At 35.9% G+C, this 13,468-nt stretch carries 15 protein-coding genes; 5 read left to right on the top strand and 10 right to left on the bottom strand.

Annotation, left to right across the window (positions count from 1 at the left end):
• Nucleotides 1–34: 34 nt before the first annotated feature.
• Both MJG50_RS09080 and MJG50_RS09085 read right to left on the bottom strand, forming a co-directional pair.
• Nucleotides 35–1,345 (bottom strand): D-arabinono-1,4-lactone oxidase, encoded by a 1,311-nt coding sequence (locus MJG50_RS09080; protein ID WP_240254983.1) that lies wholly within the window; start codon nt 1,343–1,345, stop codon nt 35–37.
• Entirely contained in the window at nt 1,342–2,511 is a 1,170-nt protein-coding gene (locus MJG50_RS09085; protein ID WP_240254985.1) for an amino acid deaminase/aldolase, read from the bottom strand. The genes MJG50_RS09080 and MJG50_RS09085 overlap by 4 nt, the downstream gene beginning before the upstream one ends.
• 280 nt (nt 2,512–2,791) lie before the next feature.
• Here MJG50_RS09085 and MJG50_RS09090 point away from each other — a divergent pair, with 280 nt between their 5' ends.
• The 3 genes from MJG50_RS09090 to MJG50_RS09100 all read left to right on the top strand — a co-directional run bounded on the left by MJG50_RS09090 (nt 2,792) and on the right by MJG50_RS09100 (nt 4,375).
• Nucleotides 2,792–2,992, top strand: coding sequence for a cold-shock protein (locus MJG50_RS09090; protein WP_240254987.1), 201 nt, complete (start codon nt 2,792–2,794; stop codon nt 2,990–2,992).
• 154 nt (nt 2,993–3,146) lie between these two features.
• Nucleotides 3,147–3,530: a hypothetical protein gene (locus MJG50_RS09095; protein ID WP_240254989.1), complete on the top strand. Its 384-nt coding sequence runs from the start codon at nt 3,147–3,149 to the stop codon at nt 3,528–3,530.
• Nucleotides 3,531–3,682: 152 nt separating this feature from the next.
• Nucleotides 3,683–4,375 (top strand): SIMPL domain-containing protein, encoded by a 693-nt coding sequence (locus MJG50_RS09100; protein ID WP_240254991.1) that lies wholly within the window; start codon nt 3,683–3,685, stop codon nt 4,373–4,375.
• Between the two features lie 42 nt (nt 4,376–4,417).
• Here MJG50_RS09100 and MJG50_RS09105 read toward each other — a convergent pair whose 3' ends face one another.
• Nucleotides 4,418–4,573 carry a YflJ family protein gene (locus MJG50_RS09105; RefSeq protein WP_240254993.1) on the bottom strand — a complete coding sequence of 52 codons (156 nt, stop codon included), beginning with the start codon at nt 4,571–4,573 and terminating at the stop codon, nt 4,418–4,420.
• A gap of 175 nt (nt 4,574–4,748) precedes the next feature.
• Between MJG50_RS09105 and MJG50_RS09110 the strand changes: the two genes are divergently transcribed.
• Complete coding sequence (locus MJG50_RS09110; protein ID WP_240254995.1) at nt 4,749–5,009, top strand: atypical membrane-integrating protein (Mistic protein); 261 nt, start codon at nt 4,749–4,751, stop codon at nt 5,007–5,009.
• Nucleotides 4,996–5,991, top strand: a complete 996-nt coding sequence (locus MJG50_RS09115) for a potassium channel family protein (protein WP_240254997.1) — start codon at nt 4,996–4,998, stop codon at nt 5,989–5,991. Before MJG50_RS09110 ends, MJG50_RS09115 begins: the two co-directional genes overlap by 14 nt.
• Before the next feature lie 49 nt (nt 5,992–6,040).
• On the opposite strand, the gene MJG50_RS09120 is transcribed toward MJG50_RS09115, so the two are convergent.
• The 7 genes from MJG50_RS09120 to MJG50_RS09150 form a co-directional block, all read right to left on the bottom strand.
• Nucleotides 6,041–7,390 carry a glucose-6-phosphate isomerase gene (locus MJG50_RS09120; RefSeq protein WP_240254999.1) on the bottom strand — a complete coding sequence of 450 codons (1,350 nt, stop codon included), beginning with the start codon at nt 7,388–7,390 and terminating at the stop codon, nt 6,041–6,043.
• 506 nt (nt 7,391–7,896) lie between these two features.
• Nucleotides 7,897–9,060: an iron-containing alcohol dehydrogenase gene (locus tag MJG50_RS09125; protein WP_240255001.1), complete on the bottom strand. Its 1,164-nt coding sequence runs from the start codon at nt 9,058–9,060 to the stop codon at nt 7,897–7,899.
• Between the two features lie 99 nt (nt 9,061–9,159).
• The gene (gene yugI / locus MJG50_RS09130) at nt 9,160–9,564 is read right to left on the bottom strand and encodes a S1 domain-containing post-transcriptional regulator GSP13 (RefSeq protein WP_240255003.1); all 405 of its coding nucleotides are present in this window, start codon (nt 9,562–9,564) and stop codon (nt 9,160–9,162) included.
• A 150-nt stretch (nt 9,565–9,714) separates the two neighbouring features.
• The gene (locus MJG50_RS09135; protein WP_240255005.1) at nt 9,715–10,941 is read right to left on the bottom strand and encodes a hypothetical protein; all 1,227 of its coding nucleotides are present in this window, start codon (nt 10,939–10,941) and stop codon (nt 9,715–9,717) included.
• Nucleotides 10,934–11,491, bottom strand: coding sequence for an RNA polymerase sigma factor (locus MJG50_RS09140; protein WP_240255007.1), 558 nt, complete (start codon nt 11,489–11,491; stop codon nt 10,934–10,936). The genes MJG50_RS09135 and MJG50_RS09140 overlap by 8 nt, the downstream gene beginning before the upstream one ends.
• A 223-nt stretch (nt 11,492–11,714) precedes the next feature.
• A complete protein-coding gene (locus MJG50_RS09145) occupies nt 11,715–12,884 on the bottom strand; it encodes an aminotransferase (protein WP_240255009.1) in 1,170 nt (389 codons plus the stop codon).
• Nucleotides 12,881–13,381, bottom strand: coding sequence for an Lrp/AsnC family transcriptional regulator (locus MJG50_RS09150; RefSeq protein ID WP_240255011.1), 501 nt, complete (start codon nt 13,379–13,381; stop codon nt 12,881–12,883). Before MJG50_RS09150 ends, MJG50_RS09145 begins: the two co-directional genes overlap by 4 nt.
• Nucleotides 13,382–13,468: the final 87 nt, after the last annotated feature.

Raw genomic sequence — 13,468 nt, forward strand, 5'->3', positions numbered from 1 at the left:
AACACGAATGTAGTCTTGCTACATTCGTGTTTTTCTATGATATTGATAATAATTTTTTTACATATTCGTTCAAAAAGACGCCATTGGGGTCTAGCTCTTGTCGGATCTCCAGAAACTCAGGTAATTTCGGATATGTATCTGATAGTTCTGCGAATTTCCGATTATGCATCTTCCCCCAGTGAGGTCTACCTTCATACTTCTTCATAATTTCTTCCATATCACGAAAATATGACTCATATGGCATCCCTTTATACATGTGAAAGGCAATATATGCAGATTCTCGCTCATACGAAGGACTGAGCCAAATATCATCTGCCTTCACTGTTCTACATTCAATCGGAAAATGAACCTTATGCTTTTTTTCTTCAATACGATTCCTAACCTCAATAAGAGCAGCGCCCATATGCTCTAGTGGGATACAATATTCGATTTCCCTAAATCGAACAATTCGAGGAGTGGCAAATAATTGATAGCTATGCGCTACAATTGATGAACTACCCACTGCCTTTGCTGATAGCCTACTAAAAAAACGACTACTTTTTGGGAACAGCCTACACATTTCTGAAATTAAGAAGAATAAATAGTTTTCTAGTAAGAGATTTTGAAAGTGATGAAGTTTTAGACTTTGAGGTTTACGCTCACTGATGTTCATTGTCTTTACTTGGACAATATCTGAATAGGGAAAAAGATAGCACTCAAAATGACGATTTGATTTTACAAATTGCTTAAGCTGTTTTTCTAATTGTGAGAAGTGCACCTTCTGGCTTGTATACTCATATATTGGACATGAAATGATCTTCAAGGTTACTTTTACAATAATTCCAAGACTCCCTAGGGATACAAGGGCAGCCTTATAATACTCTGAATTCTCCTTTTCTGAAATAGTCAAAATAGTACCTGATGCAGTTACTAGTACGATTTCAATGGCTTGAGTTGATACGTTACCAAATTCGATTCCGGTTCCATGAGTACCAGTTGAAATTGCCCCAGCAATACTTTGAACATTAATATCCCCTAGATTTTCCTGTGCATACCCACGTTTACCAAGTTCCTCCCCTATCTGAAATAAGCGAGTTCCACCTAGTACAGTTACTGTCCCGTTCTCCTCATCAATCGAATCTATACCACTCAGTAAGTCAAGTGACATAAGCCAAACATCCGTTTGAACTAACTTTGTAAACGAATGACCTGCTCCAACTACTCGAATTGATTTTTTCTGTTTACCAGCATCCTTAACAATCTCACAAACTTCTTCGATTGTAGCAGGATAGAAAATTCTTTCTGGAGTGCTTTCACTCGTATGAGCCCAATTTTTCCAAGTTTGTCCTTGTTTCATCTTTTTCATAAAAAGCTTACTCCTTCTCCACGATATGTTTTATATTGGTCTACAGCTCTTTCATGCTCAATGCAGATTATTTCGTTAAAACGCTCACAAATCTCACCTGCTTTCGCAGCACGAAAAATAATTGGATCACCGATTTCTAATTTTTCATTTTCATAATAAACAGGAGTTTGAACCTCACCAGCACCTTCCAAAGGGAGAAGTTCACCACCAAGTGGAAAAACAGGCTTTGGCGTCTTATCCTTACCAGACGGCCCTGATGATACATATCCCCCACCAAGGCATGTGTACATATTGGGTGCTGGCTTTCTTACAACAGGCAGCGCAAAATACAATGCAGGATTATATTGGAAGTCATGATAATAATCAAAAAGCAATGGAGAATAAAAACCAGAACCAACCGTTACCTCTGTCACCACATCTTCCTCGGTAGTCGTATGCATGCTTCCAGTTCCACCACCATTCACCAACTCAAGCGAAAAACCTTCATTATTTAGCTCTTGCACGATATTCTTTCTTCGTTCTTTCACTTCAATAATTGATTTCTTCTTCAGATAGTTTACGATTCTATTTTTAAAAAATTGAGCAGGAACCTTGTCCCCAACTCCAGCAATTTGTGCTTCATATCCCATAATTCCAAGGAGTCGTAGTTTTGAAGATTTCTTTATTTTTCTAGCAATCTTAACGGCTCCCTCAGCATCCTTAATTGGTGACCGTCTAACGCCAAAATGAATTCCAGGAAATGAAGTACTCATATCAATATCTATACATAGATAAAATAGCCCATTCGTTTCGTTAGCGATTTTATCTAAATAGTCAACATGCTCAATCGCATCGATCATACAAATGATCCTCTTGCCGCTTTGATTAAGGATCGAAATTTGATTAAGCGCATCTCTATCCCAGCATGGATATCCTAATAAAAGATTATCAAACCCTTGTTTTATTAGAAAAATAGCTTCATGTGGGCTATAACACATTAGTCCTTGAAATATAGGATTCGAAGCTAACAATCTTTTTAATACAGGAATGGAGCGAACAGATTTCGTAGCAATACGGATGCTCTTCCCTTTTGCTTGACTCGCAATCTTTTGACAGTTACTATCTAATGCTTGAACATCCAACAATAGGGCTGGCAGTGAAATATCTTTAGGAATTTTTGTTAACATGAACAAAGACCTCTCTTTTTTTGAATTGCTACTATTTATTATATCACTTTTTAAAATTAGTTATCAGAAAATTTGGATTATAAATTCAATTAATTATTTCATACTCTTAACAGTTGTTAAATCAATTACTTTTACCATTTGCTTAATTTCTTTTATTCTGTTATGATGAAATAGAATTATTTTTGTTTGTTCGGTATGTAGGGAAAGTCTTTTCGCCTGGATAATAAATAAGCAAGAATGATATTAATTATGTGTGGTTACACGCAAGGAGGCAACAAACATGTTTGAAGGTACAGTAAAATGGTTTAACGCAGAAAAAGGTTTCGGATTTATCGAGCGCGAAGGTGGAGACGATGTATTCGTACATTTCTCAGCTATCCAAGGCGAAGGCTTCAAATCTTTAGAAGAAGGTCAAAAAGTTACTTTTGAAATCACTCAAGGTAACCGTGGCGACCAAGCTGCTAACGTTGTTAAAGCTTAATTAACGTAAACCAAACAGACTCTTTATAGAGTCTGTTTTTTTGTGTGTTTTTTTTATTAGAACTTTATACCATGATATTAGCGAAGTATTATTGACTGGGTCTAAATATTCAGATAATATATAGGTAAATATTACTAACGATTGGGTGGATGGATTGAAAATTGAAAGTGCAACTCGACTTATTAATAAAATGGTTATTGAGAAAAATTATAGTAGAGCAAGAGCTTTAATCCTTCAGGAATGGAAGCGATTAATTGAAGTGAGGAATTATCATTTATTAAATGACAATGCAAAACAGTTGGTAAAGATCATTAAAGAGGAAAAAGAATCTGGTGCTTTCGATTCATTAACTACTACGGAATTAAAAATTTTATATATTGTCAATCAAAATATACGTGACCTACAGCTTTCGGTTGCAAAACGAATTTATTCTGAACATCCAAGCCTATTTGAACGTGCTGAAGCTAAAAAGCTTCTAACAGCTGATGCTCGTTTTATTTGTGAGTCATGGAATAAGTCTAATATGGTAAGTAATTAATACGATAGGAAATTAGTGATGAGATATTTAATGCAATATTAGCTTAAATATCTTTTTTCTGTGTACGAATGATTTTTAAATTTTGTACACATCCAAAATTTCCGTTAATAAACTGTATAGATCATCATCTTTATATGGAAAGGGGTAGAAAAATGTATAACCAATTACCTTGGTTACCCACTACTTCATATCGTAACCCTCACATACGTAATGACAATAATCTCTTAAAACTAACTGGTGAAGGCTCTGTTTCTGCCAACCCTGATATGTCAACAATCACTTTAGGGGTCATAACTGAAAATGAAAATTTAACAACTGCACAACAGGAAAATAATCAAAAAGTTGCATCTGTTATCCACTCACTCTCCGCACTTGGTATCCAAAAGGAGAATATAAAAACAGTCGATTATCGGGTTGAAATGGTTTATGACTATGAAAATTCTAAACAGACTTTACGTGGATATCGAGTCATTCACATGTTACAAATAACAAATAATGATCTAGCTCGTACAGGAATGATTGTTGATACTGCTATAAAAAATGGTGCTAATTCTGTAACAAGCATAGACTTTTCTGTAAAAAATCCCCAAAATTACTACAGCCAAGCTCTAGCATTAGCCCTAAATAATGCACAAGCTAAAGCAACCGCACTTGCGAATGAGATGGGTGTAAAAGTGAATATTATTCCTATTCTTGTACAAGAAGTTAGTCAAATGCCTCCACCAATGCCATTTCAAGCTACTATGTTCGCTAAAAGTGAAGCTGCAACACCCATCCAACCCGGAGAATTAAAAATAACAGCAACCATTCACGCTCATTTTTCATATTTTTTACTTCAATCCTAAAAAAACAGAGTAACAATTTCGTTACTCTGTTTTTTCCCCTTGTCAGGGCTGTTCTTTTTTGGCTACTTTATCAAAATAAAGTCGCCTTAACTCAGATGTCTTGTATAACTCTAATTTTTTCCGATCAATTGGATGCTGTAAAATCCCATTTTCCTTCAATTGTTTCACATACCATCCCTTTGAACCTGGATATGCCATTTTAACATTCCCCCCTAATTCTGCTTGTCCTATATGTATGCTTGAAAGTTGAATTCAATGAAAAAAAATTTCGACATCAAGGAGGTCATGTCAATACGATTTGTATTTTATGTAAGATGTTGAGGCTTTTGCACAAACTAAATATATGAAGAGTAAAAATAGGGGTGTAGTCGGCATGAAACTTAATGAAACAGATAAGAAAACTTTAAGTGATTCAATCGATAAGCTTAATGAAGGGCTAGATGCCGTAATCCAGCTTTACAATGATTCGGAAGTAGACAAACCAATTTTTGAATTTGAGTCAGAAGTAATTGAGGCGATTGAAAAGGCAAAGGGTACCTTTGGTGACGAAGAAATCACAAGAAGAATTAATACAATAATTAAAGAAGTTCTAGCATTTCTTCCGAAAGAGGATGATCAAAATGCGAACGACTAGTCCTTTAGCTTCATTTTTAAGATGGTCAATCTTTTCTAAAATGCTTACAATTGTCATCATTGTGATTACTTTGTTTGGTACGATTATACATATGATTGAACCTGAAACATTCCCTACTATATTTGAAGGTGTCTGGTGGGCTATCGTTACTGCTGCAACTGTTGGCTACGGTGATTTCGCTCCAGTAACAATAACTGGAAGAATGATTGGAATGCTTCTTATCTTTATTGGGGTTGGCTTAGTTTCAACTTATTTTGTTACCATTTCAACTTCTGCACTTATCAACCAAAATTCGTATAATGAAGGAAAGGTGTCATATAAAGGAGATAAGCATGTTTTAATCATTGGATGGAACGAACGTGTAAAAGAGACAATTTCAAAGATTGCAGCATCTAACATAAATATTGAAATTATTTTAGTCGATGAGAGTTTGAAAAAAAATCCACTCCCTACCAATCATGTGCATTTTATAAAAGGAAACCCTACTCATGATGCGGTACTAGAAAAAGCAAATGTAAAGCAAGCCGAAATGGTGCTAATTACAGCTGACCAAAGTAAAGATGAAGTACAAGCCGATATGATCACCATCCTTACGTTGCTTGCCATAAAAGGATTGAATCCTGAAATCTATTGCATTGTTGAAATTTTAACGACACAGCAGATTAATAATGCGAGGCGTGGTGGGGCTGATGAAATTCTACAAACGAATAGACTTGCTAGCTTTGTAATGGTCAACAGCATCACTTCACATGGTATTTCAGAAGCTTTGCTATCATTACTCATTGGTGTTAACGGCTGCAAGCTCCATTTTATAGAGGCTACCTTTGATTTGTTTGGGATGTCATTCAAGACCTGTAGTGAGAAGCTACTTAACGAAGGTAAAATCTTAATCGGAATAAAACGAGTAGATGATGTAATTATTAATCCACCACTCTCTCTTGAAATACGAAAGAGTGATTATCTATTGTTAATTAAAAGTTAAATTACTTAGGAAAAAAAGAGCGTAAACAGTTACGCTCCTTTTTTTATCATTATTTCAGACGCTTTTCTAATTCTGCCTTCTTCTCTTCAAATCCTGGTTTTCCAAGTAGTGCGAACATATTCACTTTATATGCCTCAACCCCTGGTTGGTCAAATGGATTAACGCCTAATAAATAGCCACTCATCGCACATGCTTTTTCAAAGAAATAGACAAGATAGCCAAATGTGTACTCGTCCAATTCTGGAACATGAACAATAAGGTTAGGGACACCACCATCTGTATGTGCAAGCATCGTACCTTCAAATGCCTTTTTATTAACAAAATCAACTGATTTTCCAGCCAAATAATTTAATCCATCGAGATCGCTATCTTCTTCCTCAATCAATAATTCATGACGGGATTTTTCAACGTGTAGCACTGTTTCAAATAAGTCACGTCTACCTTCCTGAACATATTGTCCAAGTGAGTGTAGATCCGTTGAAAAGTTAGCTGAAGAAGGGAAAATACCTTTTTGATCTTTTCCTTCACTTTCGCCAAAGAGCTGCTTCCACCATTCAGAGAAATATTGTAGCCCTGGTTCATAGTTAATCAGCATTTCAATTGTTTTACCTTTATTGTACAATGCATTTCGTACTGCAGCATATTGGTATGCAGGGTTTTCTTCAAGCTCTGATTTTGCAAAATCTTCACTTGCTTGCTTTGCACCCTTCATCATCGCTTCAATATTCGCACCTGTTACAGCAATTGGTAATAAGCCAACAGCTGTTAATACAGAATAACGGCCGCCAATATCATCTGCAATTACAAACGACTCATAGCCTTCTTCATTTGCTAATGTTTTTAGTGCACCGCGTTCTTTATCAGTTGTCGCGTAAATACGTTTACGTGCTTCTTCCACGCCATATTTCTCTTCTAGAGCTTTTCGGAAAATACGGAAAGCAATCGCCGGCTCTGTTGTTGTTCCAGATTTTGAAATGACATTAATTGAAAAGTCCTTATCTTCAAGAAGATCCATTAAATCTTTCATATATGTAGAGCTAATACTATTTCCTACGAAAATCACTTGTGGTGTTTTGCGTTGTTCCTTTGTTAGTGCATTGTAGAAGGAATGGTTAAGCCATTCAATCGCTGCTCTAGCACCTAAATAAGAACCACCAATTCCAATCACTAATAAAATATCTGAATCAGCCTTAATTTTCTCTGCACTTTTTTGAATACGTGCAAATTCTTCTTTATCATATTCTGAAGGAAGGTCAACCCATCCTAAAAAATCACTGCCTGCTCCTGTTTTCTCATGAATGGAATGGTGTGCTACCTTAACTGCATCACGTAAGTATGTAAGTTCATGCTCACTGAAAAATGTTAAAGCCTTTGAATAATCAAAACGAACATGTGTCATATTCAATTCCTCCTTTTTTTAATGCTTCTTTCACTTTAACGAATGCATTTGAGTAAATCAAGAGCATGTACGTTATGAAAGCGAAACCAATTGTGAATATTTTAAAAAAGTTCATCAGATACACTGTTATTCCTTTTCAACTCGTCTCGACTCCCACCATTGCCGGTGTGCGCGCTCTCCTTGTGTTACCATTTCACTTGTTTTTTCGCCGTGGCGGGCACGTGAGATCTTCTGCGTTACCATTTCACTTAATTTCCCAACCTAGCGGGCACGCGAGATCTTCTTGCGTTACCATTTCACTCGATTCCCCAACATGGCGGTCACGCGAGATCTTCTTGTGTTACCATTTCACTCGATTTCCCAACGTGGCGGGCACGTGAAATCATCTTCCGTTACCATTTCACTTAATTTCCCAACGTAGCGGGCACGCGAGCACGGTCACATTCGTCATAATACAACTAAGAAAAAGACCCAAACAACTAGTATGAGCCTTTTCCTTACTTAAACTACAGTGATGCGCGCAATATTTCTAAGGAATCTTCTTTGTTCAATTTTTTAAATCGGCCAAATTCACCATAGACAACTGTTTTTTCTGACATTAATTCAAGATTCTCTTCACCAATGTCATAATCGGCTAATCTTGAGGGTGCCCCAATGCGATTCCAAAAATCTCTTAGCCTGCTGATGCCCTCAAGTGCAACCTCACGATCTGTTTTGCCTTCTGGATCAACATCAAATACTCGAACAGCCAATTGTTTAAAACGATTCACATTTTCGTCAAGTACGTGCATCATCCAATGTGGGAATAGAATCGCAAGTCCCCCTCCATGAGGAATATCATATACAGCCGAAACTGCATGTTCAATATTATGTGTTGCCCAATCCCCTGCATAACCCATATTAAGCATTCCGTTTAATGCCAAGGTTCCGTTTAAAAGGATTGTTGCACGATGATCATAATTCTCTAAGTCATCAAGCAACTTTGGAGCTGTTTCAATCACTGTTCGTAAAACCGACTCACACCATTGATCCTGAGTGATCGTACCTGGAACATGGTGGAAATAATGTTCTAATACATGTGACATCATATCAACAATTCCATAGATAGTTTGATCCTTTGGAACTGTGAATGTGTTCACCGGATCTAATATCGAAAATTTAGGAAAAACATGTGGACTGCCCCATCCATATTTTTCATTAGTCTCCCAATTTGTAATAACAGAACCTGAATTCATCTCAGAACCAGTAGCTGCAAGGGTTAAAACAGTACCAAAAGGCAAGGCATCCTTGGCTGCTGCCTTCCGTGTCATAAAATCCCATACATCTCCATCGTACTTTGAACCTGCTGCGATTGCTTTCGTGCAGTCAATTACACTACCGCCACCCACTGCTAATATAAATTCAATACCCTCTTTTTTACAAATTTCAATACCTTTTCTTACAGTTGATAGACGCGGGTTCGGCTCTACACCGGCTAATTCAAAAACCACTGTGCCTACTTCATGAAGCTGCGCCAACACCTGATCATATAATCCGTTTCTTTTTATACTACCCCCACCATATACAAGCAACACCTTTTTCCCATATTGCGGCACTTCTACCTTTAATTGTTCAACTTGCCCTTTTCCAAAAATAAGCTTTGTTGGGTTATAATATGTAAAATTGTTCATGAAAATCGCCTCCTTAATTTAAGATTATCGCGAAAAAAGATAAGAAAGTAAAATAAAAGAAGTAGCTACTTACTCGCTACCTCTTTTATCATTGATTAGTTATTTCTTAATTAAATCTTCACGATTGGATTGTTCAATCCACTCTTCTAATTTATCTTTTAATGTATTGAAGCCTTGTGGTGTTTCAGGAGCTTCATATTGAACTTGTGCTGGGCGCTTCTTTGGCTTTGCTGATTTTTGTGCAACTGGCTTTTCTGGTGCTTCTTCTGTTGCACGAATTGATAAACCGATTTTACCTTTAGATTCATCAACTGATAAAACTTTCACATTTACCTCATCGCCAACTTTTAGATGCTCATTTACATCTTTTACAAAGCCATGAGTTACTTCTGAAATATGAACTAATCCTTGAGTATTTTCATCTAACGCAACAAAAGCTCCGTACGCTTGAATCCCCGTAACTTTACCTTTGACAACACTTCCTACTTCAAACTTTTCTGACATGGTAACACTCCTAAACCGTTAATTTATTCACTATTTTATACGCAATTTTAAATTTTATCATATTTTATGCATATAATCAAAGAATATTTCATACTTTTAGGTTTTCCATATCAGATTAAATTATGAAGAGGTAATTTTTATCAAATGATTTTATTTTATTACTAATTGAGGAATGCGAGGAACTTGTTCAGTTACCCGCTTGAAATCATTCTCTTCTAATAATTTATAAAAGGCTTCGATTGCCCTCCCTGAATTTGTATCTTGATTAACTTTATATAACAAAATAAACCGCTCATAGCTTTTCTTTACTTCATCTTTTAATAAATCATTTTCATATATGGATGAATTAGGTAGACGATCATACATATAAAAGTTAAAGTACTGAGAATATAATGTAATTAAATCTTCGTTGCGGATAAAGCTTTGATTATTAGCTAAAATAAGTTTCTCAATCTCAATAATAAGATCTGATAATTCATTCCATGAAATTGTAAGTCCACCATCAGCAGCAACCCTTAATGACTTAATCTCTAAATACTTTTTCATCGATTCACTTATTTTTGGAAGGCTGCTAACCCCACTTTTGTAATTTACGGCAACTTCTGGCATTCCCTCCAAACTAATCACATCATAACCATTTTCAACTAAATCCAGAGCAAGTTTACCAATATCAGTGCCTTGAAATTCCTTATCATTCATTAGGACATTTAAAAGGTCATCATGGTTTGGTATACCTTTATAATATTCCCAATACAATTCTGTCCAGTTGCTTTGAAATACCGAAAGTAATTCATTCTGCTTATTAAGAAGTTCATCTATTTCCTCATCTGGAATATTTTCTTCACTTTTTGTAAGTAACAATATTTCCTGACTAGGTGTCATTAATTTCCGATCAATTTCATTCTTTACTTCTTCATATCGAATTGATAAGTTCTTTTCACTTGCATAAATAAGTGGTGAAGACTCCCGAAAATTTCTAACCTTCTCCTCTGCTTCAATGACAAATGAAAAACGCTCAACTTTGTCCAAATTTAATTCAGTTTGTAGTTCTTTCAATCTCTTTTGATAAAATGTTTCAAGTTCATCCGCATGTTCTTCTATTAAACTCTTTGTGACCTGTTCTTCCTTTACTGGCTGGATTATTTCACTATTTGATTTTTCCTTATATTCGGAGATGAATTGAGTTGATAAAATCCCACCAAGAATGAGTACTCCGATAAAGCTTGCTACATAAGGTAGATGAAATTTTCGTTTCCAAACAGGCTTTTCAGTTTCTTTTATTTTCATTATCACTTCATCTGTTTTTGTTACTGAGGGCATTTCATTATATGCAGATTTTAATTGAGTCAACCGTTCTTCAAACATTTTCTCATCCATGGATTTCACCCTCCCTCTCCTCTAATTCCTCAAGAGCCTTTTTAAGCAGCGCTTTTCCTCGTAGGATTCTCGTTTTTACAGTCGAAAGCGTGGAGGACATGATTTCGGAAATCTCTTCGTATTTTTTATCATGAAAATAGTACAGGATAATTGGTATACGATATTTTTCATCAAGTGTTTGTAGACATTTATGCAAATTCCGATCTTCTTCACTTTGCAAAATATAGGATTCCACTTCAGGAACCTGTTCAATATGTTCTTGCTTTATTTTTAAAACCTTTTTAAGATGTTGGCTTCTTTTCCTTGCCATATCTCTTGTTACATTCAATGTGATTTTATATAACCATGTAGAAAACTTTGCTTGTGAGAATTGATCTAAAAAGCGATAGACTCGGATAAAAACTTCCTGTGTAATATCAGGAATATCGTTTTTATGATTACCCAATTGATAAGCAAAACGCTCAACGACAGGATAGTATTGTTCAAGTAATTGTTGAAAGGCAGACATATTACCTTTTCTTGCAAGTCGTATTAGATCTTCTTCATCCATATGAAAGACCCCCTTTTCTCAATCATGTAACGTTGGAATATAACGAAATGTTTCATAGAATTTTAAGAATGGGGATAAAAATTGCAAAAAAAGAGGTAAATGAGGTAAGTATATGTATATATTTCTTATTTGCGGCTAACCTACTAACAAAAGGCTTTCTAGTATTCCCCCTTTTGTTGTTTGGACAAAACCCTTATAAAGGTTTTGTCCATTTTTTTGTTAATTACAATCTATTTAAAAATTGTCCCATTCGTTTAATGGCTTCTTGCAATTGTTCCAGTGAGGAAGCGTAGGAGCAGCGAATGAAGCCCTCACCACTTTCACCAAATACATTCCCTGGTACGACCGCTACTTTTTCCTCCATTAGTAATCGTTCAGCAAATTCCTCTGACGTTAAGCCAGTGCTTTGAATCGAAGGAAATGCATAAAATGCACCACCAGGCATGTGACAAGAAAGGCCAAGCTCTTGTAAAGAAGCAACAAAATAGTTTCGGCGTTGGCGATAGCTTTTTCTCATATGCTCAACATCCTGCATTCCATTCTTGAGTGCTTCAATCGCACCATATTGAGCCATCGTAGAAGCACACATCATTGTATATTGATGAATTTTAAGCATTGCTTGCGAGATTTCCTTCGGTGCTACGGCATAACCTAGACGCCAACCGGTCATCGCAAAGCCTTTAGAAAATCCTGAAACTAAAATTGTCCTATCATACATTCCCTTAATACTTGGGAAACTCGTATACTGATCTTCATATGATAGTTCTGCATAAATTTCATCAGATATCACTAATAAATCATGCTTTTCAACAATCTTCGCAATTGCTTCAAGTTCGTGTCTATTTAACATTGTTCCGGTTGGATTATTCGGAGAACAAATTAATATTGCCTTTGTTCGATTCGTAATCACTTTTTCAATTTCTTCTGGTTGTAATTTAAATTCGTTTTCACGTTTCGTATGAATTGGTACAGGAACACCACCCGCCAATGAAACAAGAGGAGCATATGATACGAAAGTAGGCTCTACGATAATTACCTCATCACCAGGATTTACAATCGCCCGCAGTGCAAGATCTAGAGCCTGACTGCCCCCAACCGTGACAATAATTTCAGTTTCAGGCGAATATTCGATCTGAAAGGATCTCTTTAAGTAATAGGAAATTTCTCTTCTTAGTTCAATCAAACCTGCATTTCCTGTATAGGACGTGATGCCTTGTTCAAGTGATGCAATACTTGCCTCTCGAATGGACCATGGTGTTACAAAATCAGGTTCTCCAACACCAAGTGAGACTACCCCTTCCATATTTGCTGCAAGATCAAAGAAACGTCTGATTCCTGATGGTTTTAGTTCCTTTACAATGTTTGATAAGTAGCGAGATTTATCTGATTTCATGGTGACACCACAATCCTTTTATCTTCATCACCTTGATCAAAAATAGTTCCATCATGCTTGTACTTCTTCAGTATAAAATGAGTTGTTGTCGATAGAACTGAATCTAGTGTAGACAGTTTTTCAGAAACAAAATGTGCAACCTCTGACATTGTTCGTCCTTCAATCACAACTGATAAATCATAGGCTCCAGACATTAAGTAGACAGATTTAACTTCTTTGAATCGGTAGATTTTTGCAGCGATATCATCAAAGCCAACCCCTCTTTTAGGTGTTACCTTGACATCAATCATCGCAGTTACCCCTTCATGTCCCTCAACCTTGCGCCAATCCACAATTGTGTTGTATTCAACAATGATTTTTAAGCTTTCTAGTTTTTGAATGATCTCTTCAACTTGTTCAATACTTTTGCCAACCATCTTTGCTATTGTTTCAATCGGTAATCTTCCATTGTTTTCAATAATGCCTAAAATTTCAATTTCAGTTTCATGTAAAACCATGTCGTTCACTCCTAATGAGTTAGAATTTTTTCATAATTATATCAAATTTTTTATTTTAAAATAGTACTTTTTTTGAGGTAATGATAT

The organism is Fredinandcohnia quinoae, assembly GCF_022427965.1.
In the GTDB taxonomy this organism is placed as follows: Bacteria; Bacillota; Bacilli; order Bacillales; family Bacillaceae_L; genus Ferdinandcohnia; species Ferdinandcohnia quinoae.